The following is a 25137-nucleotide window of genomic DNA, read 5'->3' as shown; positions in this document are numbered from 1 at the left end:
CGTTGACAGCAACCGCGGACGGCCGGCTCGACCCTGAGTACGATCCCGAGCCGGTCGCGGTGGGCGACCGCCCCCCGGCCCTCCTGGGCACGGGGCGGTGGCAGCCCGAGGACGCCGACCAGCTCCGGCCGGCCGGTGAGGCGGACCTCCGACCGGCCGACGCGCGGGAGGCCCTGGCCCGCGCCACCACCCACCTGCTCTCCCTGCAGTCCTCCGAGGGCTGGTGGAAGGGTGACCTGGAAACCAACGTCACCATGGACGCCGAGGATTTACTGCTCCGCCAGTTCCTCGGGATCCGGACCGAGGAACAGACGAACGCCACCGCCGAGTGGATCCGCTCCCAGCAGCGTGAGGACGGCACCTGGTCCACCTTCCACGGCGGGCCGCCCGAACTGTCCACCACCGTCGAGGCCTACGTCGCGCTCAGACTGGCCGGCGACGACCCGACCGCCCCCCACATGGCGGCCGCCGCCCGCTACGTCCGCTCCGCGGGAGGCATCGCGGCCGCCCGGGTGTTCACCCGGATCTGGCTCGCGCTGTTCGGCTGGTGGCCCTGGGACCGCCTGCCCGAGATGCCGCCCGAGATCATCTTCCTGCCCAAGTGGCTGCCGCTGAACATCTACGCCTTCGGCTGCTGGGCCCGCCAGACCATCGTCCCGCTGACCGTCGTATCGGCCCACCGGCCCGTCCGCCCGGCGCCCTTCCCGCTCACCGAGCTGCACACCGACCCGGACGATCCGTACCCCGAACGGCCGCTCGCCCCCGCCACCACCTGGGACGGCCTGTTCGAACGCCTCGACAAGGCGCTGCACGCCTACCACCGCCGGGCCTTCCGCCCGCTGCGCCGCCTGGCCGTCTCCCAGGCCTGCCGCTGGATCGTCGAACGGCAGGAGGCCGACGGCTGCTGGGGCGGCATCCAGCCCCCCGCCGTCTACTCGCTGATCGCCCTGCACCTGGAGGGCTACGAGCTGGAGCACCCGGTGGTGCAGGCCGGACTCTCCTCCTTCGACCGCTTCACCGTGCACACCGAGGACGGCAAGCGCTGGCTGGAGGCCTGCCAGTCCCCGGTGTGGGACACCTGCCTGGCCACCATCGCACTGGTCGACGCCGGGGTCCCCGCCGACCACCCGGCGCTGGTCTCCGCCGTCGACTGGATGCTCGGCGAGGAGATCCGCAAGCGCGGCGACTGGTCCGTCCAGCGGCCCGGGCTCCCCGCCGGCGGCTGGGCCTTCGAGTTCGAGAACGACACCTACCCCGACATCGACGACACCGCCGAGGTGGTCCTGGCGCTGCGCCGGGTGGCCCACCCCGACCCGGCCAAGGTCGACGCGGCGGTGGACCGCGGCGTGCTGTGGAACCTCGGCATGCAGTCCAAGAACGGCGCCTGGGGCGCCTTCGACGTCGACAACACCAGCACGCTGCCCAACAAGCTGCCGTTCTGCGACTTCGGCGAGGTGGTCGACCCGCCGTCGGCCGACGTCACCGCCCACGTGGTGGAGATGCTCGCGGAGACCGGCCGCGCCCGCGACCCCCGGACCCGGCGCGGCATCGAGTGGCTGCTGCGCAACCAGGAGGCGGACGGCTCCTGGTTCGGCCGCTGGGGCACCAACTACATCTACGGCACCGGCTCGGTGCTGCCCGCGCTGGTCGCGGCCGGCGTCCCGGACGAGCACCCGGCGATCCGCCGGGCGGTGCGCTGGCTGGAGGACCGGCAGAACACCGACGGCGGCTGGGGCGAGGACATGCGCTCCTACGACGACCCGGCGCGCTGGGCCGGCCGCGGCGACTCCACCGCCTCGCAGACCGCGTGGGCCCTGATGGCGCTGCTGGCGGCCGGCGAGGGTCCGGACGGCCGGGCCAACCCCGCGGTGGAGCGCGGCGTGGACTGGCTGGTGCGCACCCAGCTGCCCGAGGGCACCTGGGACGAGCCACAGTTCACCGGCACCGGCTTCCCCTGGGACTTCTCCATCAACTACCACCTGTACCGACTGGTCTTCCCGGTCACCGCGCTCGGCCGCTACCTCCACGGCAGCCCGGGCACCGGACGGACGACCGGTACCCCGACGATCGGGGCGGCGCGGTGACCACCGCCCCCCTGCTGGTGCTCTGCGCCCTGGGCCCCGAGGTCTGGGCCCTGCGCGGCGGCGACTGGCGCGGCGCGACCGGCGGACCCCCGGTGCTGGTGCGCACAGGCGTCGGCCGGCGGCGCGCCCGACTGACCGTGCGACAGCTGCTCGGCCCCACCCCCGGCGGCTACGGCGCGGTCGTCGTGGCCGGCTTCGGCGCCGCGCTCGGACCCGGCGTGCAGCCGGGCGACGTCGTCGCGGCCGACGGCGTGCGCGACGCGGAGGGGCACCTCTACCCGGTCGGCTCCGGGCCGGAGCTCACCCGGGCGCTGAAGCAACGCGGCCTGACCGTGCACACCGGGGTGCACCACACCGCCGACCACGTGGTGCGCGGCATCGAGCGCCGGGCACTGCACCTGCAGGGCGCGCTCGCCGTCGACATGGAGGCCGCCGCCGTCCTGGCCGTGCTGCGGGAGGTGCGGCCCGCGCTGCCCGCGGCCGTCCTGCGGGTGGTGGTCGACACCCCCGAACACGAGCTGCTGCGCCCCGGCACCCTCCCGGCCGGGGTACGGGCCTGGCGGACCCTGCGGGCGACCGTCCCCGCCCTGGTCGACTGGTACCGCCAGGAGCTCGCGCCCCGCCCCGCAGACCTGAACCACCCCACATCCTCGACGCTCCCCCAGGAGGCGAGCTAGCCATGGCCATGCCGTTGCGCCAGACCGTGCGGGTCGGCACCTACCTCATGCAGCAGAAACTGCTCAAGCGACGGGACAAGTTCCCGCTGATCGTGGAGCTGGAACCGCTCTTCGCCTGCAACCTCGCCTGCGAGGGCTGCGGCAAGATCCAGCACCCGGCGGGCGTCCTGAAGCAGCGGATGCCCGTCGCCCAGGCGGTGGGTGCGGTCCTGGAGTCCGGTGCCCCGATGGTCTCGATCGCCGGCGGCGAGCCGCTGATGCACCCGCAGATCGACGAGATCGTCCGCCAGCTGGTCGAGCGGCGCAAGTACGTGTTCCTGTGCACCAACGCGCTGCTGATGCGCAAGAAGATGGACAAGTTCACGCCCTCGCCGTACTTCACCTTCGCCGTGCACATCGACGGCCTGCGCGAGCGGCACGACGAGTCGGTGGCCAAGGAGGGCACCTTCGACGAGGCGGTGGCGGCGATCAAGGAGGCCAAGCGGCGCGGCTTCCGGGTCACCACCAACAGCACCTTCTTCAACACCGACACCCCGCAGACCGTCATCGACGTCCTGGACTACCTCAACGACGAGCTGAAGGTGGACGAGATGATGATCTCGCCCGCCTACGCCTACGAGAAGGCCCCCGACCAGGAGCACTTCCTCGGCGTCGAGCAGACCCGGGAGCTGTTCCGCAAGGCCTTCGCCGGCGGCAACCGCAGGCGCTGGCGGCTCAACCACAGCCCGCTCTTCCTGGACTTCCTGGAGGGCAAGGCCGACTTCGAGTGCACCCCCTGGGGCATCCCCAACTACTCGCTGTTCGGCTGGCAACGGCCCTGCTACCTGATGGCCGACGGCTACGTGCCGACCTACCGCGAGCTGGTCGAGAAGACCGACTGGAGCAAGTACGGCCGCGGCAAGGACCCCCGCTGCGCCAACTGCATGGCCCACTGCGGCTACGAGCCGACGGCCGTCCTCGCGACCATGGGCTCGCTGCAGCAGTCGCTGCGCGCCATCACCGAGACCGTCAGCGGCAACAAGGGTCGCTGAGCCGGGAGTTGACCGCCAGGTCGGCACCCCGGCCCGGGCTCCCGGGCCCGGGCCGGCTCCGCCCCCAAGCCGGTGCGGAGGCACCACCGCACCGCTCCGAGTCGTGAGGTGTACCCATGTCACTGCTCTCCCGCGTCACGTCGCCGGCCGAGCTGCGCAAGCTACCGGCGGCCGAACTCCCGCTGCTCGCAGACGAGATCCGCGACTTCCTGATCGACGCCGTCACCCGCACCGGCGGACACCTCGGGCCCAACCTGGGCGTGGTGGAGCTCACCATCGCGCTGCACCGGGTCTTCGACTCGCCGTACGACCGGATCGTGTTCGACACCGGCCACCAGAGCTACGTCCACAAACTCCTCACCGGCCGCCAGGACTTCACCCGGCTGCGGATGCGGGGCGGACTCTCCGGCTACCCCTCGCGCGGCGAGTCCGAGCACGACCTGGTCGAGAACTCGCACGCCTCCACCGCGCTGTCCTACGCCGACGGCCTCGCCAAGGCCGCCCAGCTGCTCGGCCAGCACGACCGGCACACCGTCGCGGTGATCGGCGACGGCGCGCTCACCGGCGGGCTCGCCTGGGAGGCGCTCAACAACATCGCCGAAGCCCGCGAGCGGCCGCTGGTCATCGTCGTCAACGACAACGAGCGCTCCTACGCCAAGACCATCGGCGGCCTCGCCAACCACCTCGCCACCCTGCGCACCACCCAGGGCTACGAGCGCTTCCTCGCCCTCGGCAAGGGGGCGCTGCAGCGCACCCCGCTGGTCGGCCAGCCGATCTTCGACGCGCTGCACGGCGCCAAGAAGGGCTTCAAGGACGCCTTCGCCCCGCAGGGCATGTTCGAGGACCTCGGCCTCAAGTACCTCGGCCCGATCGACGGCCACGACCTGGGAGCGGTCGAACAGGCGCTGCGCCAGGCCCGCAACTTCGGCGGGCCGGTCATCGTGCACTGCCTGACCGTCAAGGGGCGCGGCTACCGGCCCGCCGAGCAGGACGAGGCCGACCGCTTCCACGCCGTCAACCCGATCGACCCGTACACCTGCCTGCCGATCTCGCCCAGCGGTGGCGTCTCCTGGACCTCGGTGTTCGGCGAGGAACTGCTCGCGCTCGGCACCGAGCGGCCGGACCTGGTGGCGATCACCGCGGCCATGCTGCAGCCGGTGGGCCTGGCGCCGTTCGCCAAGGCGTACCCGGAGCGGACCTTCGACGTCGGGATCGCCGAGCAGCACGCCGTCACCAGCGCCGCGGGGCTGGCGACCGGCGGGCTGCACCCGGTGGTCGCGGTGTACGCGACCTTCCTCAACCGGGCCTTCGACCAGGTGCTGATGGACGTCGCCCTGCACAGGCTCGGCGTCACCTTCGTGCTCGACCGGTCCGGGGTGACCGGACCGGACGGCGCCTCGCACAACGGCATGTGGGACATGTCGATCCTTCAGGTCGTCCCGGGCCTGCGGCTCGCCGCGCCGCGCGACGCCGAACAACTGCGGGCGCAGCTGCGCGAGGCCGTCGAGGTCCGGGACGCGCCGACGGTCGTGCGCTTCCCGAAGGGGAACGTCGGCCCCGCCGTACCGGCCGTCGAGCGGACCGGCGGGGTGGACGTCCTGCTGCGCACCGGCCGGCCGGCCGAGATCCTGCTGGTCGCCGTCGGCACCACCGCCCCGGCCTGCCTGGACGCCGCCCGGCTGCTGCTCGCCGAGGGCTTCACGGCGACCGTGGTCGACCCCCGCTGGGTCAAGCCGGTCGACCCGGCACTTCCCGAACTCGCCGCCGCCCACCGGCTGGTGGTCACCGTCGAGGACAACGGCAGGACCGGCGGGGTCGGTTCGGCGATCGCTCAGGCGCTGCGCGACGCCGACGTCGACGTACCGGTGCGGGTGATCGGCCTGCCGCAGGAGTTCCTCGGGCACGCGTCGCGCGGAGAGATCCTGGAGGAGGCCGGGCTCACCGGGACCGGGGTCGCCGCCCAGGCCGCCGTCTTCGCCAAGAACCTGCTACCGACCCGAGGAGCGAACCCGCGCCATGCCGGCTGACCCAGACCGCCCCGCCTTCGACCTCGCCGCCCTCCTCGCCGAACGTGGCCGTGAGCGCTACGAGTTGAACAGCCGCTACCTCAACCCGCAGCTGTCCCGGATGCTCCACACCATCGGCTTCGACAAGTACTACGAGCGCGCCGAGGGCCCGTACTTCTACGACGCCGAGGGCAACGAGTACCTCGACATGCTGGCCGGCTTCGGCATCTTCGCCCTCGGCCGCCACCACCCGGTGGTGCGCTCGGCGATCCGGCAGGTGATGGACCTCGACCTGCCGGACCTGGTCCGCTTCGACTGCTCGCCCCTGCCCGGACTGCTGGCCGAGCGGCTGCTGTCGTACGCGCCCGGGCTGGACCGGGTGTTCTTCGGCAACAGCGGCACGGAAGCGGTGGAGACCGCGCTCAAGTTCGCCCGGTACGCCACCGGCCGCAAGCGCATCCTCTACGCCGACCACGCCTTCCACGGGCTGACCGCCGGCTCGCTGTCGGTCAACGGGGAGAGCGGCTTCCGCAAGGGGTTCGACCCGCTCCTCCCGGACACCGCGATCCCGCTCGGCGATCTCGGGGCACTGGCCAAGGAGCTGAAGCGCGGCGACGTCGCGGGGCTGATCGTCGAGCCGATCCAGGGCAAGGGCGTCCAGGCGCCACCGCCCGGCTGGCTGCGTGCCGCCCAGGCGCTGCTGCACGAGCACAGGGCGCTGCTGATCTGCGACGAGGTGCAGACCGGGATCGGCCGCACCGGCGAGTTCTTCGCCTACCAGCACGAGGACGGCGTGCTGCCCGACCTGGTCTGCGCGGCGAAGGCGCTCTCCGGCGGGTACATCCCGGTCGGGGCGACGCTCGGCAAGGGCTGGATCTTCGAGAAGGTGTACTCCTCGATGGACCGGGTGCTGGTGCACTCGGCCAGCTTCGGGTCGAACGCCCAGGCCATGGCGGCCGGCCTGGCGACCCTGGAGGTGATGCGGGACGAGAAGGTGGTCGAGAACGCCCGCACGGTCGGCGACCTGTTACGCGAGCGGCTGACCGCGCTGGTCGACCAGTACGAGCTGCTCGCCGAGGTGCGCGGGCGCGGGCTGATGATCGGCATCGAGTTCGGGCGGCCCAAGTCGCTCAAGCTGCGCACCGCGTGGACGGCCCTGCAGGCGGCACGCAAGGGACTGTTCGCACAGATGGTCGTGGTCCCGCTGCTGCAGCGGCACCGGATCCTGACCCAGGTGTCCGGGGACCACCTGGAAGTGATCAAGCTGATTCCGCCGCTGATCATCACCGAGCGGGACGTCGACCGGTTCATGACGGCCTTCACCGACATCATGGACGAGGCGCACCGGGGGAGCGGTCTGATGTGGGACTTCGGGCGGACGCTGGTGAAGCAGGCGGTCGGCAGTCGCTGAGGCCCGGGGCGCGGCGGGCGCTGGGCCCCGGGGCACGGCGGGCGGGAGCCCGGGGATGTGCCGGCGGGAGCGCGGGGCGGACGCGAGGAGTGGGAAGTCGGCCCGGCCGACTTCCCACTCCATGGGAGACACCGCGTCAGAGCTCGGTCCGGCGGCGCCGGACCACCACCACGAGGTCGACGACGGCGAACAGGGAGAGCAGGCCGCAGGCGATGGCGAAGCCGGTGAGCGTGCCCCGGCTGGGGGCGCCGTTGACGGGGGAAGTGGCCGCCCAGACGGCGAAGCCCACCGTGCCCAGGATGAACAGCGGCGTGAAGACCAGTGAGAGCAGGTAGCGGAGCTTGAGGTCGCTGCGGGCGGTGGCCGGCTCGGTGCCGCTGCGCCACCGTCGCGGGGTGGTGGTGCGCATGGGCTTCACCTCCGGACCGCTCGGGTCGGGCTACGATTCCAGCGTACGTCCGAGGGAGCTGGCCGGGGGAGGCGCGATGTCGGGAGCGGACGCGGTGGGGTCGGGAGCGGCCGGGGCGGACGCCGAGGGGTACGCGGGGCTGCGGGTCGAACGGGCCAAGGAGCTGGCCCGGCGGCACGGCTGGGCCTCGGTCCGGGTGCTGGAGCCGGGGGAGCTGATGACAATGGAGTACCGGCAGGGGCGCCTCAACCTGGCGGTGCGGGACGGCGTGGTCGAGCGGAGCTGGGAGGGGTAGCGGTCGCCTCCACCGCCTCCACCATGGGCTGACGGGGATCAGTGGGCTCGGAGGGATCGGAGGGCTCGGCAGCTGAGTGGCTCAGCGGTTCAGTGGTGCAGCAGCTCAGCAGCTCAGCAGCTCAGTGGTTCGGTCGCTCATCGGGCCCGGTAGCGGAGGACGCGGCGGCCGAAGCGGCGGTGCATTCGCTGCTCGGCGACGGCGACCAGGGGCTCCAGCAGGGGCAGCGAGAGCAGGACGAGCAGTCCGGCGGCCCAGCCGGCCAGCACGTCGGTGACCCAGTGGGTGCCCAGGTAGACCGTGGTCAGGCCGATCGAGCAGGCGGTCGCGGCGGCGATCAGCGCGCCGGTGCGGCGCCAGCGGACCGCGAGGTAGGCGAGCACGCCCCAGGTGACCACGGCGTTGGCGGTGTGGCCGGACGGGAAGATGGTGCCGCCGGAGAAGAGCTCGGGCGAACCGACGTACTGGGCGTAGTGCGGGCCGAGCCGCCCGGTGACGATCTTCACCGCGCCGACCGTGACATTGAGCAGCAGCAGCGCGACGGCCATGACCAGCAGCGGACGCAGCCGGCCGAGGCGGTGGGCGCGCCAGGCGAGCCAGGCGAAGGCGGCGATCGCCGAGGGACCGCGCTGCCCGGCGACCACCCAGGTGTCGAGCAGCGGCTCCAGCCTGGGCCACCGCTCGTACGGGCGCAGCAGGCGGACCGACCAGTCGAGGTCGACCAGGGCGGTGTTCAGCAGGACGCCGGCCAGTACCAGCAGGTAGACGACGAGGGTGGCGGCGAGCAGTGCGGCCTGCCGTCGGCTCATCGGGGGCCAGCCGGGCTCGCGGTGGCCGGGGCCGGCCGGGCCCCGGCGGTCGGGCCCGCGGTGGACGGGGACGACCCGGCCGTGGGCGCTGCCGGTGGTGGCGGGTCGTTCCCGGCCCGGCGTGGCGACGTGGTGTTCCGACCGCGGTCGCGGGATGGGAGCGTGGGTACTTCTGGATTGCACGGGGTGACCTTACCCATCCGGACAGGGCCATTCAGGAGGGAATTGTCATTTTCCCGTGAAATCGACAATTGGGCCCGCCCCTGAGCAGTCCGGGAGTGATTCACGCTATTCAGAGATCGAATGCCCGTGTGGTCTTCGAATGATTCTGCAAAAGCCCCGGTAAAGGAAACGGAGCGGGAGGCCGGTCGGTCCGGCTTCCCACTCCGTGGTAACCCTGTGTAGGTTCCGTGCTCAGTCGAGGGGGCCGCCCGCGACGTAGATCACCTGTCCGGAGACGAAGCCGGCGCCCTCGCTCGCGAGGAACGAGATGGTGTGGGCGACGTCCTCAGGCAGACCGACCCGCTGGACCGGGATCTGAGAGGCCGCGGCCCGCTTGAAGTCTTCGAAGTCCATGCCGACGCGGGCGGCGGTGGCCGCGGTCATGTCCGTGGCGATGAAGCCGGGGGCGACCGCGTTGGCGGTGATGCCGAACTTGCCGAGCTCGATGGCCAAAGTCTTGGTGAAGCCCTGCAGGCCCGCCTTGGCGGCCGAGTAGTTGGCCTGGCCGCGATTGCCCTGGGCCGAGGAGGAGGACAGGTTGACGATGCGGCCGAAACCGGCGTCGACCATGTGCTTCTGCACTGCGCGGGTCATCAGGAAGGCGCCGCGGAGGTGAACGTTCATGACCGTGTCCCAGTCGGACTCGGACATCTTGAAGAGCAGGTTGTCGCGGAGTACGCCCGCGTTGTTGACCAGCACGACGGGGGCGCCGAGCTCGGCGACCACGCGGTCGACGGCGGACTGGACCTGCTCGGCGTCCGAGACGTCGGCGCCGACGGCCAGCGCCTTGCCGCCGGCGGCGGTGATCCGGGCGACGGTGTCCTTGCCGGCCGCCTCGTCGAGGTCCAGGACGGCGACCGCGTAGCCGTCGGCGGCCAGCCGCTCGGCGGTGGCGGCACCCAGGCCGCGGGCGGCGCCGGTGACGACGGCGACCCGGGGGGCGGTGCTCTGCTCGGTCATGCTCGCTCTCGTCTCTCTCGGGGGTTCCTCCGGGGAGAACCCCCGGAGAGGGTGGCCACACCCTACCGGCGAGTAGGGAAGGCGGCCAGAGCGGAGAGGCGCAGGTGACGGTCGGTAAGGACCGACCGGTCGGCTTTCTGCTGAGAACGGGTTACTGCAAGGGCGTGGCAGCGCGTAAATATGCCAATGTTGCCGAACCTGCGTCTACTATCCGCCCCTGCCTGCCAGCAAGGGCCCGCCGTTTGTATAGTGTCCGCCAGCAGCCACCGGCTGCACGGCTGGAGCGCCCTCCCTCATAGCTGGACGCCCACTCGCCGTTACTGCCCCACCCGGGTGTCCCACACACACCGGGTGTGACATCGGGACGGATACATGGTGCTGGGGGAGATCCCGACAACCCGCGTGTCCGCGCGACTGCAGCAGTCGCCCGGACACCTCATTCGTGTTGCACAGCAGGTTCACACCCGTCTGTGGTCCGAGCACGTCGGAGCCGATCTCACGGCTCCACAGTTCGCCGTGCTGCTGGTCCTGGCCCTCGAACCGGGTGCGGACCAGCGGACGGTCGGCGAGCGAGCCTCGCTGGACAAGGCCACGATGGCGGAGATGGTCGCGCGGCTGGTCCGCCGTGGCCTGGTGCTGCGCAGGCGTGACCCGGCCGACGGCCGGCGCAAGCTGCTCGCTCTCTCGCAGAGCGGCGCCCAGGCGGTGCGCGAGGCCACCGGTGGTGTGGTCCGCGTGCAGCGCGTCCTGTTCGAGCCGCTGACGGCGGAGGAGCAGGTCGAGATCGTCCGGGTGATGGCCAAGATAGCCAGGCTGGAGCCCGCGGCGGTCGCCGTCTTCACGGACGCGCGGCCGATACTGGACGCCCAGCGGGCGATCGGCTACCTGATCAGGGTGAGCCAGCAGGTGCACACCAAGCTCTGGTCGGAGCACGTCGGCGCCGAGCTGACGGCCCCGCAGTACGCGGTGCTGGACGCGCTGGAGCTGGAGCCGGGCGCCGACCAGCGCACGGTCGGCGAGCTGGCCTCGCTGGACAAGGCCACCATGGCCGAGATGGTGAGCCGGCTGGTGCGCCGCGGTCTGGTGCAGCGTCGGCGCGACCCCTCGGACGGACGGCGCAACCTGCTCTCGCTCTCACCGGCGGGACAGGACCTGCTGCACCGTTCGGCCGCCGGGGTGGCCGAGGTCCAGCGGCTGCTGCTGGCTCCGCTGGAGGAGGGTGAGCACGAGGCTGCGCTCGCGCTCATCGGCAAGGCGGCCAGGTTCTAGACCAAGCTTTGGTAACAACAGCCAAAACGATTCGCCAACGTACTGAGGGTTCCTGGCCGTCGGTTCCGTGAAGCGCACACCGACGACCGCCCACCCCGAACGGGGTGGGCGGTCGTCGTCGTGGCGGGCCGTCAGGCTCCGGCGGGGCCCGGAGCGGTGGCTCGGGGCCCCGCTCCGGAGCTCCGGGCCCGCATCAGTTCCAGTCGAAGCCCTGCGGGTCCGGGCCGATGCGCTTGCCGGTGGCGACGGCCGCGATCGTCGAGAGGTCCTCGGCGTCCAGCTCGAAGCCGGCGACGTCCAGGTTCTCCCGGATCCGGGACGGGGTGACCGACTTCGGGATGGCGATCACGCCGCTCTGCAGGTGCCAGCGGAGGACCACCTGGGCGACCGTGCGGCCGTGCTTCTCGGCGATCGCGACAAGCGTCGGCTCGGCGAGCAGCTCCCCGCCCTGGCCCAGCGGGCTCCACGCCTCGGTGGCGATGCCGTGCTCGGCGTGGAAGGCGCGCAGCTCCTCCTGCGGGAAGTACGGGTGCAGCTCGACCTGGTTCAGGACCGGGACGACCGAGGCCTCGTCGAGCAGGCGGGTCAGCTGCTCGGTGCCGAAGTTGGAGACGCCGATCGACCGGACCCGGCCGTCCGCCTTCAGCTGCTCGAACGCCTTCCAGACGTTGAGGAAGCTGCCGTGCATCGGACGCGGCCAGTGGATCAGGTACAGGTCGAGGTAGTCGAGGCCGAGCTTGGCCAGCGAGGCGTCGAACTCGCGCAGCACCGCGTCGCGGCCCTGCTCGCCGGACCAGTCGCGGGTGCCCGAGTTCCACAGCTTGGTGGTGACGTAGAGGTCCTCGCGGGCGACGCCGCCCGCCAGTGCCCCGGCGATCGCCGCGCCGGTGCCGGCCTCGTTCTCGTAGATGGCCGCGGTGTCGATCGAGCGGTAGCCCGCGTCGATCGCGGTGCGGACGGCCGGGGTGGCCTCGTCGTCCGGGACCTGCCACACGCCGAAGCCGAGCTGCGGGATCTGCGCGCCGTCGTTGAGGGTGACGCTGGGGATGTTGCTCACGGGACGGGGTGCCCTCCTGGTCGTAGGTCTTTCCAGTGGGGGGCAACTGGCGCCGGAACGTGATTGTTCCCGCCAAACGGGTGAATCTTGGGTGTTGTTTTGCAGGGCCCCGACCGGGTCGGAGGGGTCGGCGGAGCGGGCCGGAGGAGGGCCGAGGAGGGCCGGTGGGGGCCGGAGGAGGGGCCGGCGGGGCCGGAGGAGGGGCGGAGGCGCCCCGGCCGGGCCGCACCGGCGGACGCGGGCGGTCGGCCCCGTCGGCCCGGCGGCCGGTCGACCGGTCATGGCGGCGGAAAACCTGTTGCGCGGGTCACACCGGGGTTGGCAGGCTCGCGGACATGGCCTCCTGAACTCCGGGCCCTTCGTGCCCTTCCCAGTCCGTCCGGCCCTCCCGCCGGACGCATCGACGCCGCCGTGCCGTTGCGCCGCGGGTCAATCGCCCGTCGCTCGTTGCCGGCCGTCGCCCGGTGCTTCTCACCTGTTGCCCGTTGCTCGTTGCCCGTTGCCCGTTGCCCGTAAGTCCGGGCTGCTCGGGTGAGCCGGGCTCCGGGCCGGCGGGCGAGCCCGGCGCGCACCCGTTCGCGCGTCCGTTCCCTCCTTCCCCGTACCTCCGCACCGTTCGCATCGGAGTGTCATGCCGCTCACCCCCCTGCCGCTGGCCGACCCCGGCAGCCCCGATCTGTCCTCGCCCCTGGCCTTCCTGCGCTGGCTGCAGCGCAGTCAGCGGCGCGGGCAGCTGCTCGCCACCTGCTGGACCCTGCTCGAAATGGGGTGCCAGGCCGCCCTGCCGGTGCCGCTCGGAGCGGGCGTGCAGTCCGCCGTCGACGGTGACGCCGACGGGATCTGGCGGGCCGGCGGGCTCGCCCTGCTGCTCGCCGCGGGCGCCGCCCTCGGCACCGTCCTGTCGCACCGCCAGGCGGTCTGGAACTGGATCCACGCCGCCTGCCAGGTACGGCAGTTGGTGTCCCGGCAGGCCTCCCGGCTCGGGGCCGGGCTGTCCCTGCGGATCGCCACCGGCGAGGTCGTCGCGGTCGGCAGCGGGGACGTCGAGCGGATCGGCTGGTACGTCGAGCTGATCGCCAGGGTCCGGTCCGCGGTGATCGTCTGGCTCGCCGTCAGTTCGGTGGTGCTGGTGGTCGAGCCGGTGCTGGGCGTCGGCGTGCTGCTCGGCGTACCCGTGCTGGCGGCCTCGGTCTGGCCGCTGATCGGGCCGTTCGAGCGGCGCTACGAGCAGCAGCGCGCGCTCGGCGGCAAGGCCACCGAGCTGGCCGCCGACACCGTGGCGGGGCTGCGGGTGCTGCGCGGCATCGGCGGTGAGGAGCTCTTCCTGGAGCGGTACCGGGCCGCCTCGCAGAAGGTCCGGGCGGCCGCCGTCCGCTCGGCCCGGATCTGGTCGCTGATGCAGGCGCAACAGGTGCTGCTCCCGGGCCTGTTCGTGGTCGGGGTCACCTGGTACGGCGCCCGGCTCGCGGCCTCCGGCGAGCTCGACGTCGGCACCCTGATCGCGGTCTACGGTGCGACCGCCTTCCTGGCCTCGCCGCTGCGCATCCTGGGCGAGGCGGCGCACGCCTGGAGCGTCGCGCGGGTCTCCGCCGGGCGGGCCGTCCGGGTGCTGTCCCTCGGCCGGACCGGCGGAACGGCCGACGCCGCGCTGACCAGGCCGGCCAAGGCCGACCTCCACGACCCGGTCAGCGGACTGACCGCGCGGGCCGGCGAGCTGACCGCCGTCGTCTGCGGGGACCCGGACTTCGCCGGGGCGCTCGCCGAACGGCTCGGCGGCCACGTCCCGCTCGCCGACGGCGAGCCTGAGCAGCCCTCCGTACGGCTCGGCGGCACGGAGCTGGACACGGTGCCGCTCGCCGAGGCGCGGGCGGCCGTGCTGGTCCACGACAAGGAGCCGGTGCTGCTCTCCGGCGCGCTGGCCGAGCTGTTCGACATCCCGTCCTCGGGCCGGGTCTCCCCGGCGGAGGCGCTGGCGGCCGCCCGGTCGGACGACGTCCTGGAGGCGCTGGTGGACGGCTCGCCCGAGTGCGCGGGAGATCCGATGCGCGCCCGGATCACCGAGCGCGGGCGCTCGCTGTCCGGCGGGCAGCGCCAGCGGCTCGCCCTGGCCCGCGCACTGCTGGCGGACCCGCCGGTCCTGGTGCTGGACGAGCCCACCAGTGCGGTGGACGCCCACACCGAGTCCAGGATCGCCACCGGGCTGCGGGACACCCGGGCGGGCCGCACCACCGTGGTGTTCGCGACCAGTCCGCTGCTGCTCGACCAGGCGGACCGGGTGGTGCTGCTGCGCGACGGCCGGGTGGTCGCGGCGGGTCCGCACCGCGAGCTGATGCGGACCGAGCCGGCCTACCGCGCCGTGGTCACCCGCGACGAGGAGGCCGCCCAGCGGGTGGGTGAGGCCGTGTGAACGCCGCCCGGACCTGTTCGTCAACCGCCCTGCCACGCAAGCGAGGAGTACGTCATGAAGCCACCCGTCCATGAGGAGCAGGGGCCCGCCGCCACCCTGCCGGTCGGCTCCCCGGCCGCCGTGCGCGGGTACCTCCTGCTGCTCGCGCGGCGGCACCGCGGCGGGTTCTCCGGGGTGGTGGCGCTGCACTCGGTGGCCACGCTCGCCGGGCTGGTCGGCCCCGGGGTGCTCGGCCGGCTGGTCGAGTCGCTGGCCACCGGCACCGCCGGGTCCACCATCACCATGGCCGTCGCCTGGTACTTGCTGGCACTGGTGGCGCAGGCGGCGTTCACCGGCTGGTCGAGGATGCGCGGCGCGGTGCTCGGCGAGCGCGTGCTCGCCGACCTGCGCGAGGACTTCCTGGTCCGCTCGGTCGCACTGCCGACCGGCGTGCTGGAGCGGGCCGGCACCGGGGACCTGGTCTCCCGGGGCACCACCGACGTCGACCGGCTGGACAAGTCGGTGCGCGAGGCGGTGCCCGAACTCGCCGTCGCCGTGGTGTCGTTGCTGCTGGTGCTCGGCGCCCTGCTGGTCACCTCGCCACTGCTCGCGCTGACCTCGCTGATCGGGCTGCCGCTGCTGCTGGCCACCTCCCGCTGGTACTTCCGGCGCGCGCCGCAGTCGTACCGCAACGAGTCGGCCGGGTACGCCGCGGTGAACACCGTGCTGGCCGAGACGGTGGACGCCGGTCGGACGGTCGAGGCGCTGCGCCTGGGCGAGCAGCGGATCCGGCTGACCGATCGCAAGCTGCGGGAGTGGCTGGCCTGGGAGCGCTACACCCTGTGGCTGCGCTCGGTCTGGTTCCCGACCATCGACGCGGTCTACACCGCCGCCGTGCTCGCCACCCTGGTGCTCGGCGGGCTGTTCACGCTGAGGGGCTGGATCACCGTCGGCCAGTTGACCACGGGCGTGCTGTACGCCCAGATGCTGACCGGCCCGGTTGACCTGATCCTGCGCTGGTACGACGAACTGCAGATCGGACAGGCCTCGCTGGCCCGGCTGGTCGGCGTGCGCGAGGTACCGGAGCACGAGGGGGACGAATCCGCCCGTCCCGACGGCCGCCGGGTGGAGGCCACGGACGTCCGCTTCGGCTACCGCGAGGGCGCGGACGTCCTGCACGGGATCAGCCTGGACGTCGCCCCGGGCAGCCGGGTGGCTCTGGTCGGGCCGTCCGGGGCGGGGAAGTCCACGCTCGGCCGTCTGCTGGCCGGGATCTACGCCCCCGGCCGCGGCAGCGTGACCCTCGGCGGGGCGTCGCTGTCGCGGATGCCGGCCGAACGGGTGCGCGCGGAGGTGGCCCTGGTGAACCAGGAGCACCACGTCTTCGTCGGCACCCTGCGGGACAACCTGCGGCTGGCCGCGCCCGACGCGGACGACACGGAGCTGCGGGCCGCGCTGGACGCAGTGGACGCCGGGGACTGGGTGGACGGCCTGCCCGAGGGCCTGGACACCGAGGTCGGCTCCGGCGGCACCGCGCTGACCCCGCCGCAGGCCCAGCAACTGGCCCTGGCCCGGCTGGTGCTGGCCGATCCGCACACCCTGGTGCTGGACGAGGCCACCTCGCTGCTGGACCCGCGCGCCGCCCGGCACCTGGAGCGCTCGCTCTCCCGGGTGCTGGAGGGCCGGACGGTCATCGCCATCGCCCACCGGCTGCACACCGCGCACGACGCGGACGTGATCGCGGTGGTCGAGGGCGGGCGGATCAGCGAGTACGGCAGCCACCCGCAGCTGGTCGCGGCCGGCGGTCCGTACGCGGCGCTTTGGCGCTCCTGGCGGGACGAGCGGTAGTACGGGACGAGCGGTAGTACGGGACGAGCGGTAGCAGTCGGGGGAGCCCGGCCGCAGGGCGTAGATCGGTAAACCCGCACGGGGTCGGATTGCCCCGTGCGGGTTACTGCCCGGCCCGGAAGGGCGCGTAACCGGGCAAATCGGCGGTCCGGCCCGCAGACTGCTCCGGTGACCAAGATTTCAGACGGCCCGTCCCGCTCCCCGCGCGGTGAGATCGGCGGGATCCCCACGCGCTACATCGGGATCGGCGTCATCGTCATCCTCGCCGTGTGGTTCCTGTTCGCCAACCTCGACCGGGTGAAGATCCAGTTCTGGGTGTTCACCGTCACCGCGCCGCTCTGGATCACCCTGCTGGCCACGCTGATCGCGGGCGGTGTGGTGGGCTGGCTGCTGAAGGGGCGGCGCAGCCGGTGACGACCGATCCCGAGTCGGCCCGCAGCGGCACCTCGGCCTTCACCCCGCTGATCGAGCTGCGCGGGGTCAACAAACACTTCGGGGACCTGCACGTGCTGCAGGACATCGAACTGACGGTGGGCCGCGGCGAGGTCGTCGTGGTCATCGGCCCGTCCGGCTCCGGCAAGTCCACGCTGTGCCGGGCGATCAACCGGCTGGAGCCGATCGAGGACGGCAGCATCCTGATCGACGGCCGGCCGCTGCCCGAGGAGGGCAAGGGGCTCGCCCGGCTGCGCGCCGACGTCGGGATGGTGTTCCAGTCCTTCAACCTGTTCGCGCACAAGACCGTGCTGCAGAACGTCTCGCTCGCGCAGATCAAGGTGCGCGGCCGGCCCAGGACGGAGGCCGACAGCAAGTCCCGGGCGCTGCTGGAGCGGGTCGGCCTCGCGACCCAGGCCGACAAGTACCCGGCCCAGCTCTCGGGCGGCCAGCAACAGCGGGTCGCGATCGCCCGCGCGCTCGCGATGGACCCCAAGGCGCTGCTCTTCGACGAGCCCACCTCGGCGCTCGACCCCGAGATGATCAACGAGGTGCTGGACGTCATGCGCCAACTCGCGCACGAGGGCATGACGATGGTCGTGGTCACCCATGAGATGGGTTTCGCCCGGGCCTCGGCGAACCGGGTGGTGTTCATGGCGGACGGCCGGATCGTCGAGGACCGTGCCCCGGAGGACTTCTTCAGCGCACCCGAGAGCGAGCGCGCCCGGGACTTCCTGTCCAAGATCCTGAAGCACTGAGGCGGCGGCGTGAACCGTGAGACGACGCCCCGCGCGCGGGCGGGGAAGCCCGGCGCGCGGACGGGGAGGTCCGGCGCACGCGCGCGGACGCTCGTGCTCGCCGTCGCCCTGCTGCTCACCGCTCTGGCAGCGGCCTGCGGCAAGCCCGGCACCCCGCCGCCCAAGGGTCCGCAGCCCAGCGCGCTGCCCAGCTACCAGGTGCAGGACGCCGCCTCGATCACCGGCTCGCCGACCCTGGACGCGGCCCGGAAGCGCGGCCACCTGGTGGTCGGCGTCAAGGAGGACCAGCCGTACCTGGGCCAGAAGAACCCGGCGACCGGCGAGTACTCCGGCTTCGACATCGAGATCGCCAAGATGGTCGGCGCTTCCCTCGGCTTCCCGCCGGACGAGATCCAGTTCAAGACCATCGCGTCGGCCAACCGCGAGACCGCGCTGCAGAACGGCCAGGTGGACTACTACGTCGGCACCTACACCATCAACGACAACCGGAAGAAGCTGGTCGGCTTCGCCGGGCCGTACTTCGTCGCCGGGCAGTCGCTGCTGGTGCGCAAGAACGACAACACCATCCACGGCCCGCAGGACCTGGACGGCAAGAAGGTCTGCTCGGCGGCGGGATCGACCCCGTACCAGCGCATCCAGTCGCAGTTCCCGAAGGCCAAGCTGATCGGCTACGACACCTACTCGGCCTGCGTGGACAACCTGATCACCAACCAGGTCGATGCCGTGACCACCGACAACGCGATCCTGCTCGGCTACGCGGCCAAGGTGCCGGACGAGCTCAAGGTGGTCGGACCGCTGTTCTCGACCGAGCCGTACGGGATCGGGGTGCCGAAGAACGACACCGTGCTGCGCGCCGCGCTGAACGACGCACTGGAGCACCACGAGCAGAACGGCGACTGGAACAAGGCCTTCGAGGCGACCCTCGGCCTCTCCGGGGAGCCGGCGCCCACCCCGCCGCAGATCAACCGGTACTGAGAGGGGCCCGCGCCGTGAAGACGCTGATCGACAACTGGTCGACCTACTGGGAGGGCTTCCTCGGCACGCTCTCGCTGTTCGCGGTGAGCGCCGTGCTGTCGCTGGTGCTGGGGGTGCTGATCGCGAGCTTCCGGGTCTCGCCGGTCAGGCCGCTGCGGGTGTTCGGGGCGGTGTGGGTGACGATCCTGCGCAACACGCCGCTGACCCTGTTGTTCTTCATCGTGGTGCTCGGCCTGCCCCGCTTCGACATCACCCTGCCCTTCTACACCTTCGCGGTGCTCGCGCTCGGCTGCTACACCTCGGCCTTCGTCTGCGAGGCGATGCGCGCGGGCGTCAACACCGTGCCGACCGGGCAGGGCGAGGCGGCCCGGAGCCTGGGCATGAGCTTCGGGCAGACGATGGGCCTGGTGGTGCTGCCGCAGGCGTACCGCTCGGTGGTGGCACCGATCGGCAGCGTGATGATCGCGCTGGCGAAGAACACGGCGATCGCCGGCTCGTTCAGCGTCACCGAACTGCTGGGCACCTACCGGACCATCAACGAGCTGGGCTACAGCATCGTCTGGACCTTCGTCTGGATCGCCGTCGGCTATCTGATCATCACCCTGGGCGTCAGTGCCGTCTTCTACCTGCTGGAGCGACGAGTGGCGGTGTCCCGATGACCGTTGAATCCTCGGCGCTGTACGACATCCCCGGTCCCAAGGCGCTCGCCCGCCACCGGCTGTACGGCGGGATCGCGCTGGTGCTGATCGCGGCGGTGCTCGGCTGGGTCGTCTACATGCTGTTCCACACCGACCAGTTCACGTACGAGAAGTGGACGGCCTTCCAGTACCGGGGCGTGCAGGAACTGCTGTTGCGCGGGCTCGGGAACACCCTGAAGGCCTTCGGCTGGACGGTCCTGTTCGCGCTGCCCTTCGGCGCGCTGTTCGCGGCCGGGCGGCTGTCCGACCACCGGGCGGTGCGCTGGCTCTCCACCCTGGTCGTGGAGTTCTTCCGGGCCATGCCGGTGCTGGTGATGATCTTCTTCGTGTTCGTGGCCCTGAAGGTGCAGCCGCTGTGGGCGCTGGTCACCGGGCTGGTGCTCTACAACGGCTCGGTGCTGGCCGAGGTGTTCCGGGCCGGCGTGCTCGCGGTGCCCAAGGGGCAGCGGGAGGCCGCGTACGCGCTGGGCATGCGCAAGACCCAGGTGATGACGTACGTGCTGGTGCCGCAGGCCAACAGGGCGATGCTGCCGGCCATCATCAGCCAGCTGGTGGTCGCGCTCAAGGACACCTCGCTGGGCTTCCTGATCACCTACGAGGAGTTCCTGCACGCGGGCAAGCTGATCGCCACCAACCTGGACTACGACCTGCCGTTCATCCCGGTGGTGATCGTGATCGCGCCGATCTACATCGGCATGTGTCTGCTGCTCTCCTGGTTCGCCCGCTTCGTCGAGAAGCGCAGCCGGCGCAGCCCGAGCGTGCGGGGCGGGGCGCCGGTGGCCAAGGCCGAGGTCTCGATGGGGCTGCCGCCGTCCGCGCAGCAGTGAGAGGCCTGATTCGGCAATGAACCATAGGTACGGATGGGGTCGGGGTCGGTACCTCCAAATTCCTCTTATGATTGCGGGGCTGGACGGGACCGCCCGAGCGGTTCGGACGACGACCACCCGGGCGGGAGGGGCCATGGAGCCGGTGTTCGACTCGCGGCACATCAGGACGTTCCACGAAGTCGTCCGGGCGGGCTCCTACTCGGCCGCCGCCCGCGAACTCGGCTACACCCAGCCCGCCATCACCCAGCAGATGAAGGCACTCGAACGCACCGTCGGCGTCCCCCTGTTCACCCGTGCCGGGCGAGGACTGCGGCTCACCGAGGCGGGCGAGGCGCTCTCCCGGCACGCCGAACTGATCCTCGGCAGCATGTCCGCAGCCCAGCAGCAGCTCGCCGCGCTCGCCCGGCTGCGCGCCGGGCGGGTGCGGGTCTGCGCCTTCCCCAGCGCCAACGCCACCCTGATACCCGAGGCGATGGCCCGACTGCTCGCCGAGCACCCCGGCGTACGGGTCGAGCTGCTGGAGGCCGAGCCCCCCGACTCCGTCCAGCGGCTGCTGCGCGGGGAGTGCGACATCGCGCTGGCCTTCCGCTACCCCGGCGCCGCCACCGAGGTGCCGGACGGGGTGGACGAGATCCCGCTGATGGAGGACCTGCTCACGGTGCTGCTCCCGGTCGGGCACCCGCTCGGGCGCCGGCATGCCGTCCGGCTCGTCGACCTCGACGGCGAGCGCTGGATCGCCGGCTGCCCCCGATGTCGGGCCAACCTGCTGCACGTCTGCGCGGAGGAGGGCTTCGCGCCGGACATCGTCTTCTCCACCGACGACAACCTCGCGGTGCAGTCGCTCGTCGCCGCCGGGGTCGGGATCGCCCTGATGCCCGCCCTGGTGCTCTCCTTCATGTGCCACCGGAAGGTCACCGGGAGGGCCGTCGAACCGCATCTGCGGCGGCAGGTGAGCGCGTACGTGCTCCGCGAACACCGCCGGATCCCGGCCACCGGGCTGGTGCTGGACCACCTGCGGCAGGCCGCGGCGAGCCGGGTCGGCTGCTGACCCATAAGCCCTGATGGGGATGTCGCTTACGAACCCTCCTTGGACGTGATAGGTCCACTGGTCCCAATCTGCTGACATGACGCCCCCAGCCACGGTCGGCAGCGACCGGCTCACCGAGCGGATGACCGCGCTGATCAGCGAGATCCGCGCCGTCGTGGACCGCGGACTGCCCCCGGAGCTCACCGCCTACCTGGTCGGCGAGCGCCTCGCCCCGCACCTGCACGCCGACCCGGACGGGCCCGACGCCCTGCTCACCCCCGCCCAGTGCGAGGGCGACCCGCAGCGCTACCGCCAGCACGTCCTGCACGCCGAGGAGGACGGCAGCTTCTCCGTCGTCGCCCTGGTCTGGCTGCCCGGACAGCACACCCCGATCCACGACCACGTCTCGTGGTGCGTGGCCGGCGTCCACCGGGGCCAGGAGAGCGAGACCCGCTACCGACTGGTCTCCGACGGCCGGACCGCCCGGCTGGTCGAGACCGAGCACGTGGCAGGCCCGGCCGGCACCGTCGCCGCGTTCGCCCCGCCCGGAGACATCCACCTGGTGCGCAACTCCTGCAACACCACGGCCATCTCCATCCACGTGTACGGCGCGGACGTCTCGCGGCTCGGCACCAGCATCCGGCGGGTCTACCGGCTGCCCGCCGACCAGGAGCAGTGAGCGGCGGCGTGGCACTGACCCTCCGGCAGCGCGCCGCCGGCACCCGTTCGCTGCCCCCGATGCGCGGCGACGCCCCCGGGCTGCTGCTCGCAGCCCTCGGCGTGGCCGCCGCCCTGGCCGTCCACGCGGCGGTCCCGGCCGTGCCCAAGCTCACCGCCGCCGTCGTGCTCGGCATGGCGGCCGCCCACCTGCCCGGGCTGCGCCCGGTGGTCCGCGGGGTCGCCCGGCCGGGCCTGTCCACGGCCGGGAAGCGGCTGATGCGGGTCGGGATCGTCCTGCTCGGGCTCAAGCTGAGCCTGGGCGACGTGCTCGGCCTCGGCTGGGCCACCGTCGCCATGGTGCTCGCGGTGGTCGCGGCCACCTTCGCCGGCACGCTGTGGCTGGGCCGACGGCTCGGCCTGCCGGGGGACCAGCCGCTGCTGGTCGCCACCGGGTACTCGATCTGCGGGGCCTCGGCGATCGGCGCGGTCAGCCAGGCGGCGGGCAGCGAGGAGGAGGACGTCGCGGCCTCGGTCGCCCTGGTCACCCTGTGCGGGACCCTCGCCATCGCCGTCCTGCCGCTGCTCCAGCACCCGCTGGGGCTCGGCGAGGTCGAGTTCGGGCGCTGGGTCGGCGCGAGCGTGCACGACGTCGGGCAGGTCGTGGCCACCGCGCAGACGGGCGGGGCGGGGGCGCTGCGGGAGGCGGTGCTGGTCAAGCTGATGCGCGTGGTGCTGCTGGCGCCGCTGGTCGCGGGGGTGGCCGTGGTGGTGCGGCGGAACCTGAGGGTGGCGAAGGCTGTGGGTGTGGGTGTGGGTGTGGGTGTGGGTGTGGGTGCGGGTGCCGGTGCTGGTGCTGGTGCCGGTGCCGCGGGATCGGGCTCGGCGGAGGGGGCGGCTGGGAAGTCGGTGAAGACCGCGAGCCGTCCGCCGATCCTGCCGCTGTTCGTGGCCGGGTTCCTCGCGATGATCGTCCTGCGGACCACCGGGGTGCTGCCCGAGCGGGCGCTCGACCTGGCAGGGGACGCCCAGGAGCTGCTGCTCGCCGCCGCGTTGTTCGGACTCGGCAGCGCCGTGCACCTGCCGACGATGGTCCGCACCGGCGGACGGATCGCCCTGCTGGGGCTGGGCTCCTGGGTGGTGGTGGCCGGCGTCTCCTACGCGGGGGTACTGATCACGACCTGACGGAACCGGGTGCGGACTCGGCTATTGTCGGGCGGGTACTCGTCCGCATCGGGACGGTCCCCTGCTCGCACGGGAGCCGCCGGCGGTCGAGTGCGCCCGAGTACGCCCGAGTTCGCTGGGTTCGTCGAGGAGGACGGATGACCACCGCACTGCCCGAACGGGACGGCCCCGAGGCCGTCGTCACGCTCGACCGGCGGGAGGGCCCGTTCGGCGAGGTGGTGCTTCGGCAGCGCGGACGGCACTTCGAGATCATCGCCAACGGCTGCTTCCTGATGGACACCGCCGACGGGCGCTCCGAGCGGCTCTTGGTCCAGGCGGCACTGGACGAGCTGGACCGCACGGGCAGCCGCGCCGAGCGGCCGACGGTCCTGATCGGCGGCCTCGGGGTCGGCTTCTCGCTCGCCTACGCGGCGGCCGAGCCCCGCTGGGGGCGGATCGCCATCGTCGAGCGGGAGACCGCGATCATCGACTGGCACCGGAACGGCCCGCTCGGCAGCTTCTCGGACGGTGCGCTCGACGACGAGCGGGTCGCGGTGCTCCACACCGACCTGCTGGAGTACCTCGCGGCCGCGGACGGCGAACGCTACGACGCGCTGTGCCTGGACATCGACAACGGGCCGGACTGGACCGTCACCGACTCCAACAACGGGCTGTACGGCGCGGACGGGCTCGCCGTGCTGTGGCACCGGCTGCAGCCGGGCGGGGTGCTGGCGGTGTGGAGTGCGCAGCCGTCGGCGGCCTTCGAGGAGGCGCTGCGGGCGGCGGGCTTCTCGGACGTGGTGACGCACGAGATCCCGGTGTCCCGGGGGGTGCCGGACGTGGTGCACCTGGCGCGGCGCGTCGACTGAGAGCCGACTCGGCCTGCGGGGCGGGCTGTTGGCAGTGATCGTCCGGGTGGAGTGCCCCGATCGGGCTTCCCCCCGGGGTGGTTGATGGTCTGGCGGGCGGTGGTGGGTGGTGGCTGAGAGCGGGAATCCCTCGGAGCGGATCGCGGCCGAACTTCGACGGCGCATCGTGGCGGGGGAGTTGGCGCCGGGCGAGCGGGTGCCGTCGACCCGGCGGATCACCCGGGAGTGGGGCGTGGCGATGGCCACGGCGACCAAGGTGCTGAGCCGCCTCCGGGAGGAGGGGCTGGTCCGGGCCGTCCCCGGGGTGGGGACGGTGGTGGTCGGGGCGAAGGCTCCGGGCGCGAGGACTGCCGGGGCGGGGGCTGCCGGGGAGCGAGCAGCCGGGGCGAGCGCCGGCGGGGCGAGAGCTGGCGGGGCGAGAGCTGGCGGGGAGCGAGCGGGCGAGGCGCAGGGGAGTTCGGGGGCCTCGGGGGTGCCCGGGGTCCGGCGGGCGCGGGCCGGGGGCGACCGCGAGCTCACCCGGGAGCGGATCGTGGCGACGGCCGTCCGGGTCGCGGACACGGAGGGGCTGGCGGCGCTGTCGATGCGCAGGGTCGCGACGGACCTCGGGGTCGCGACGATGTCGCTCTACCGGCACGTGCCGGGCAAGGACGAACTGTTGCGGCTCATGATGGACGTGGCCTTCGGTGAGCAGCCGCTGCCCGAGCCGCCCGCGTCGCACTGGCGGGAGGGCCTGGAGGCCGTCGCGCGGCTGCAGTGGCGGATCTACCGGCGGCACCCGTGGCTGGCGTCCACGATGTCCTTCACCCGGCCGGTGCTGGCGCCGGACGCGGCCCTGCACACCGAACGGTCGATGGCCGCGCTGTCGGGGCTGGGGCTGAGCTGGGAGGAGATCGCCCAGGCCTCCGTCGCGCTGGCGGCGTTCGTGTGCGGGTTGGCGGTCCACTTCGAGCGGGAGGCGCAGGCCGAGCAGGACAGCGGGCTGTCCGCCGACGAGTGGATGGACCGCCTGGGCGACGAGGACCACGATCGGCTGATGTCGGACCCGGAGCGGTTCCCGATGTTCGACGCGATGAACCGGGGGCCGGAGATCGACCTGAGCCTGGAGGCGCTGTTCGAGTTCGGGATGGCGCGGATGCTGGACGGGATCGAGGCGGCGATCGAGCGGCGGCGCGCCTGAGGAGGGCGGCTGACGGGTGACGGGGCCGGGGGCGGGTGACAGAGAACAGTTGACAGGTAACAGCTGACAGATTTCAGAGTTCAGCG

Annotated in this window: 23 protein-coding genes; 19 read left to right on the top strand and 4 right to left on the bottom strand. The window is 72.5% G+C overall.

What is annotated here, in order from left to right:
* The first annotated feature begins 2 nt into the window (after window positions 1-2).
* The 5 genes from shc to ACIGG8_RS39445 all read left to right on the top strand — a co-directional run bounded on the left by shc (window position 3) and on the right by ACIGG8_RS39445 (window position 7209).
* Window positions 3-2084: a squalene--hopene cyclase gene (shc, locus tag ACIGG8_RS39465; protein ID WP_396553412.1), complete on the top strand. Its 2082-nt coding sequence runs from the start codon at window positions 3-5 to the stop codon at window positions 2082-2084.
* Window positions 2081-2761 carry a 1-hydroxy-2-methyl-2-butenyl 4-diphosphate reductase gene (locus ACIGG8_RS39460; RefSeq protein WP_396553411.1) on the top strand — a complete coding sequence of 227 codons (681 nt, stop codon included), beginning with the start codon at window positions 2081-2083 and terminating at the stop codon, window positions 2759-2761. The genes shc and ACIGG8_RS39460 overlap by 4 nt, the downstream gene beginning before the upstream one ends.
* Before the next feature lie 2 nt (window positions 2762-2763).
* Window positions 2764-3792, top strand: coding sequence for an adenosyl-hopene transferase HpnH (gene hpnH / locus ACIGG8_RS39455; RefSeq protein ID WP_350524228.1), 1029 nt, complete (start codon window positions 2764-2766; stop codon window positions 3790-3792).
* Between the two features lie 116 nt (window positions 3793-3908).
* Complete coding sequence (gene dxs, locus ACIGG8_RS39450) at window positions 3909-5819, top strand: 1-deoxy-D-xylulose-5-phosphate synthase (protein ID WP_396553410.1); 1911 nt, start codon at window positions 3909-3911, stop codon at window positions 5817-5819.
* The gene (locus ACIGG8_RS39445) at window positions 5809-7209 is read left to right on the top strand and encodes an aspartate aminotransferase family protein (protein WP_396553409.1); all 1401 of its coding nucleotides are present in this window, start codon (window positions 5809-5811) and stop codon (window positions 7207-7209) included. Before dxs ends, ACIGG8_RS39445 begins: the two co-directional genes overlap by 11 nt.
* Before the next feature lie 136 nt (window positions 7210-7345).
* Here the strand turns inward: ACIGG8_RS39445 and ACIGG8_RS39440 are convergent, their stop codons facing one another.
* Window positions 7346-7618: a DUF6343 family protein gene (locus ACIGG8_RS39440; protein WP_350524231.1), complete on the bottom strand. Its 273-nt coding sequence runs from the start codon at window positions 7616-7618 to the stop codon at window positions 7346-7348.
* Window positions 7619-7694: 76 nt separating this feature from the next.
* Here ACIGG8_RS39440 and ACIGG8_RS39435 point away from each other — a divergent pair, with 76 nt between their 5' ends.
* Complete coding sequence (locus tag ACIGG8_RS39435) at window positions 7695-7913, top strand: I78 family peptidase inhibitor (protein WP_396553408.1); 219 nt, start codon at window positions 7695-7697, stop codon at window positions 7911-7913.
* 137 nt (window positions 7914-8050) lie between these two features.
* Here the strand turns inward: ACIGG8_RS39435 and ACIGG8_RS39430 are convergent, their stop codons facing one another.
* Entirely contained in the window at window positions 8051-8722 is a 672-nt protein-coding gene (locus ACIGG8_RS39430) for a phosphatase PAP2 family protein (protein WP_396553407.1), read from the bottom strand.
* Between the two features lie 414 nt (window positions 8723-9136).
* Entirely contained in the window at window positions 9137-9904 is a 768-nt protein-coding gene (gene fabG / locus ACIGG8_RS39425) for a 3-oxoacyl-ACP reductase FabG (RefSeq protein WP_396553406.1), read from the bottom strand.
* Window positions 9905-10276: 372 nt separating this feature from the next.
* On the opposite strand from fabG, the gene ACIGG8_RS39420 reads away from it, so the two are divergent.
* Window positions 10277-11173: a MarR family winged helix-turn-helix transcriptional regulator gene (locus tag ACIGG8_RS39420; protein ID WP_350524235.1), complete on the top strand. Its 897-nt coding sequence runs from the start codon at window positions 10277-10279 to the stop codon at window positions 11171-11173.
* Between the two features lie 193 nt (window positions 11174-11366).
* Here the strand turns inward: ACIGG8_RS39420 and ACIGG8_RS39415 are convergent, their stop codons facing one another.
* A complete protein-coding gene (locus ACIGG8_RS39415) occupies window positions 11367-12230 on the bottom strand; it encodes an aldo/keto reductase (RefSeq protein ID WP_396553405.1) in 864 nt (287 codons plus the stop codon).
* Between the two features lie 631 nt (window positions 12231-12861).
* Between ACIGG8_RS39415 and ACIGG8_RS39410 the strand changes: the two genes are divergently transcribed.
* The 12 genes from ACIGG8_RS39410 (at window position 12862) to ACIGG8_RS39355 (ending at window position 25051) form a co-directional block, all read left to right on the top strand.
* Window positions 12862-14637, top strand: a complete 1776-nt coding sequence (locus ACIGG8_RS39410; protein WP_396553404.1) for an ABC transporter transmembrane domain-containing protein — start codon at window positions 12862-12864, stop codon at window positions 14635-14637.
* 54 nt (window positions 14638-14691) lie between these two features.
* Entirely contained in the window at window positions 14692-16464 is a 1773-nt protein-coding gene (locus ACIGG8_RS39405) for an ABC transporter ATP-binding protein (protein ID WP_396553403.1), read from the top strand.
* A 168-nt stretch (window positions 16465-16632) separates the two neighbouring features.
* Window positions 16633-16878, top strand: coding sequence for a LapA family protein (locus tag ACIGG8_RS39400; RefSeq protein WP_396553402.1), 246 nt, complete (start codon window positions 16633-16635; stop codon window positions 16876-16878).
* A gap of 47 nt (window positions 16879-16925) precedes the next feature.
* Window positions 16926-17654, top strand: coding sequence for an amino acid ABC transporter ATP-binding protein (locus tag ACIGG8_RS39395; RefSeq protein ID WP_350524280.1), 729 nt, complete (start codon window positions 16926-16928; stop codon window positions 17652-17654).
* Window positions 17655-17747: 93 nt separating this feature from the next.
* Window positions 17748-18629: a glutamate ABC transporter substrate-binding protein gene (locus ACIGG8_RS39390; RefSeq protein WP_396553422.1), complete on the top strand. Its 882-nt coding sequence runs from the start codon at window positions 17748-17750 to the stop codon at window positions 18627-18629.
* 14 nt (window positions 18630-18643) lie between these two features.
* Window positions 18644-19288, top strand: a complete 645-nt coding sequence (locus tag ACIGG8_RS39385; protein WP_350524241.1) for an amino acid ABC transporter permease — start codon at window positions 18644-18646, stop codon at window positions 19286-19288.
* The gene (locus tag ACIGG8_RS39380) at window positions 19285-20154 is read left to right on the top strand and encodes an amino acid ABC transporter permease (protein WP_350524242.1); all 870 of its coding nucleotides are present in this window, start codon (window positions 19285-19287) and stop codon (window positions 20152-20154) included. Before ACIGG8_RS39385 ends, ACIGG8_RS39380 begins: the two co-directional genes overlap by 4 nt.
* 142 nt (window positions 20155-20296) lie before the next feature.
* The gene (locus ACIGG8_RS39375; RefSeq protein ID WP_350626643.1) at window positions 20297-21202 is read left to right on the top strand and encodes a LysR family transcriptional regulator; all 906 of its coding nucleotides are present in this window, start codon (window positions 20297-20299) and stop codon (window positions 21200-21202) included.
* A 76-nt stretch (window positions 21203-21278) separates the two neighbouring features.
* Window positions 21279-21860 (top strand): cysteine dioxygenase family protein, encoded by a 582-nt coding sequence (locus tag ACIGG8_RS39370; protein WP_350524243.1) that lies wholly within the window; start codon window positions 21279-21281, stop codon window positions 21858-21860.
* Window positions 21861-21919: 59 nt separating this feature from the next.
* Window positions 21920-23023: a YeiH family protein gene (locus tag ACIGG8_RS39365; RefSeq protein WP_396553421.1), complete on the top strand. Its 1104-nt coding sequence runs from the start codon at window positions 21920-21922 to the stop codon at window positions 23021-23023.
* Between the two features lie 137 nt (window positions 23024-23160).
* On the top strand, window positions 23161-23871 hold the full coding sequence (locus ACIGG8_RS39360; RefSeq protein ID WP_396553401.1) for a spermidine synthase: 711 nt from the start codon (window positions 23161-23163) through the stop codon (window positions 23869-23871).
* A 109-nt stretch (window positions 23872-23980) separates the two neighbouring features.
* The gene (locus ACIGG8_RS39355) at window positions 23981-25051 is read left to right on the top strand and encodes a TetR/AcrR family transcriptional regulator C-terminal domain-containing protein (protein WP_396553400.1); all 1071 of its coding nucleotides are present in this window, start codon (window positions 23981-23983) and stop codon (window positions 25049-25051) included.
* Window positions 25052-25137: the final 86 nt, after the last annotated feature.

The organism is Kitasatospora sp. NPDC085464 (assembly GCF_044541955.1).
GTDB lineage: Bacteria > Actinomycetota > Actinomycetes > Streptomycetales > Streptomycetaceae > Kitasatospora.
This window is presented reverse-complemented; position numbering and strand designations above follow the sequence as displayed.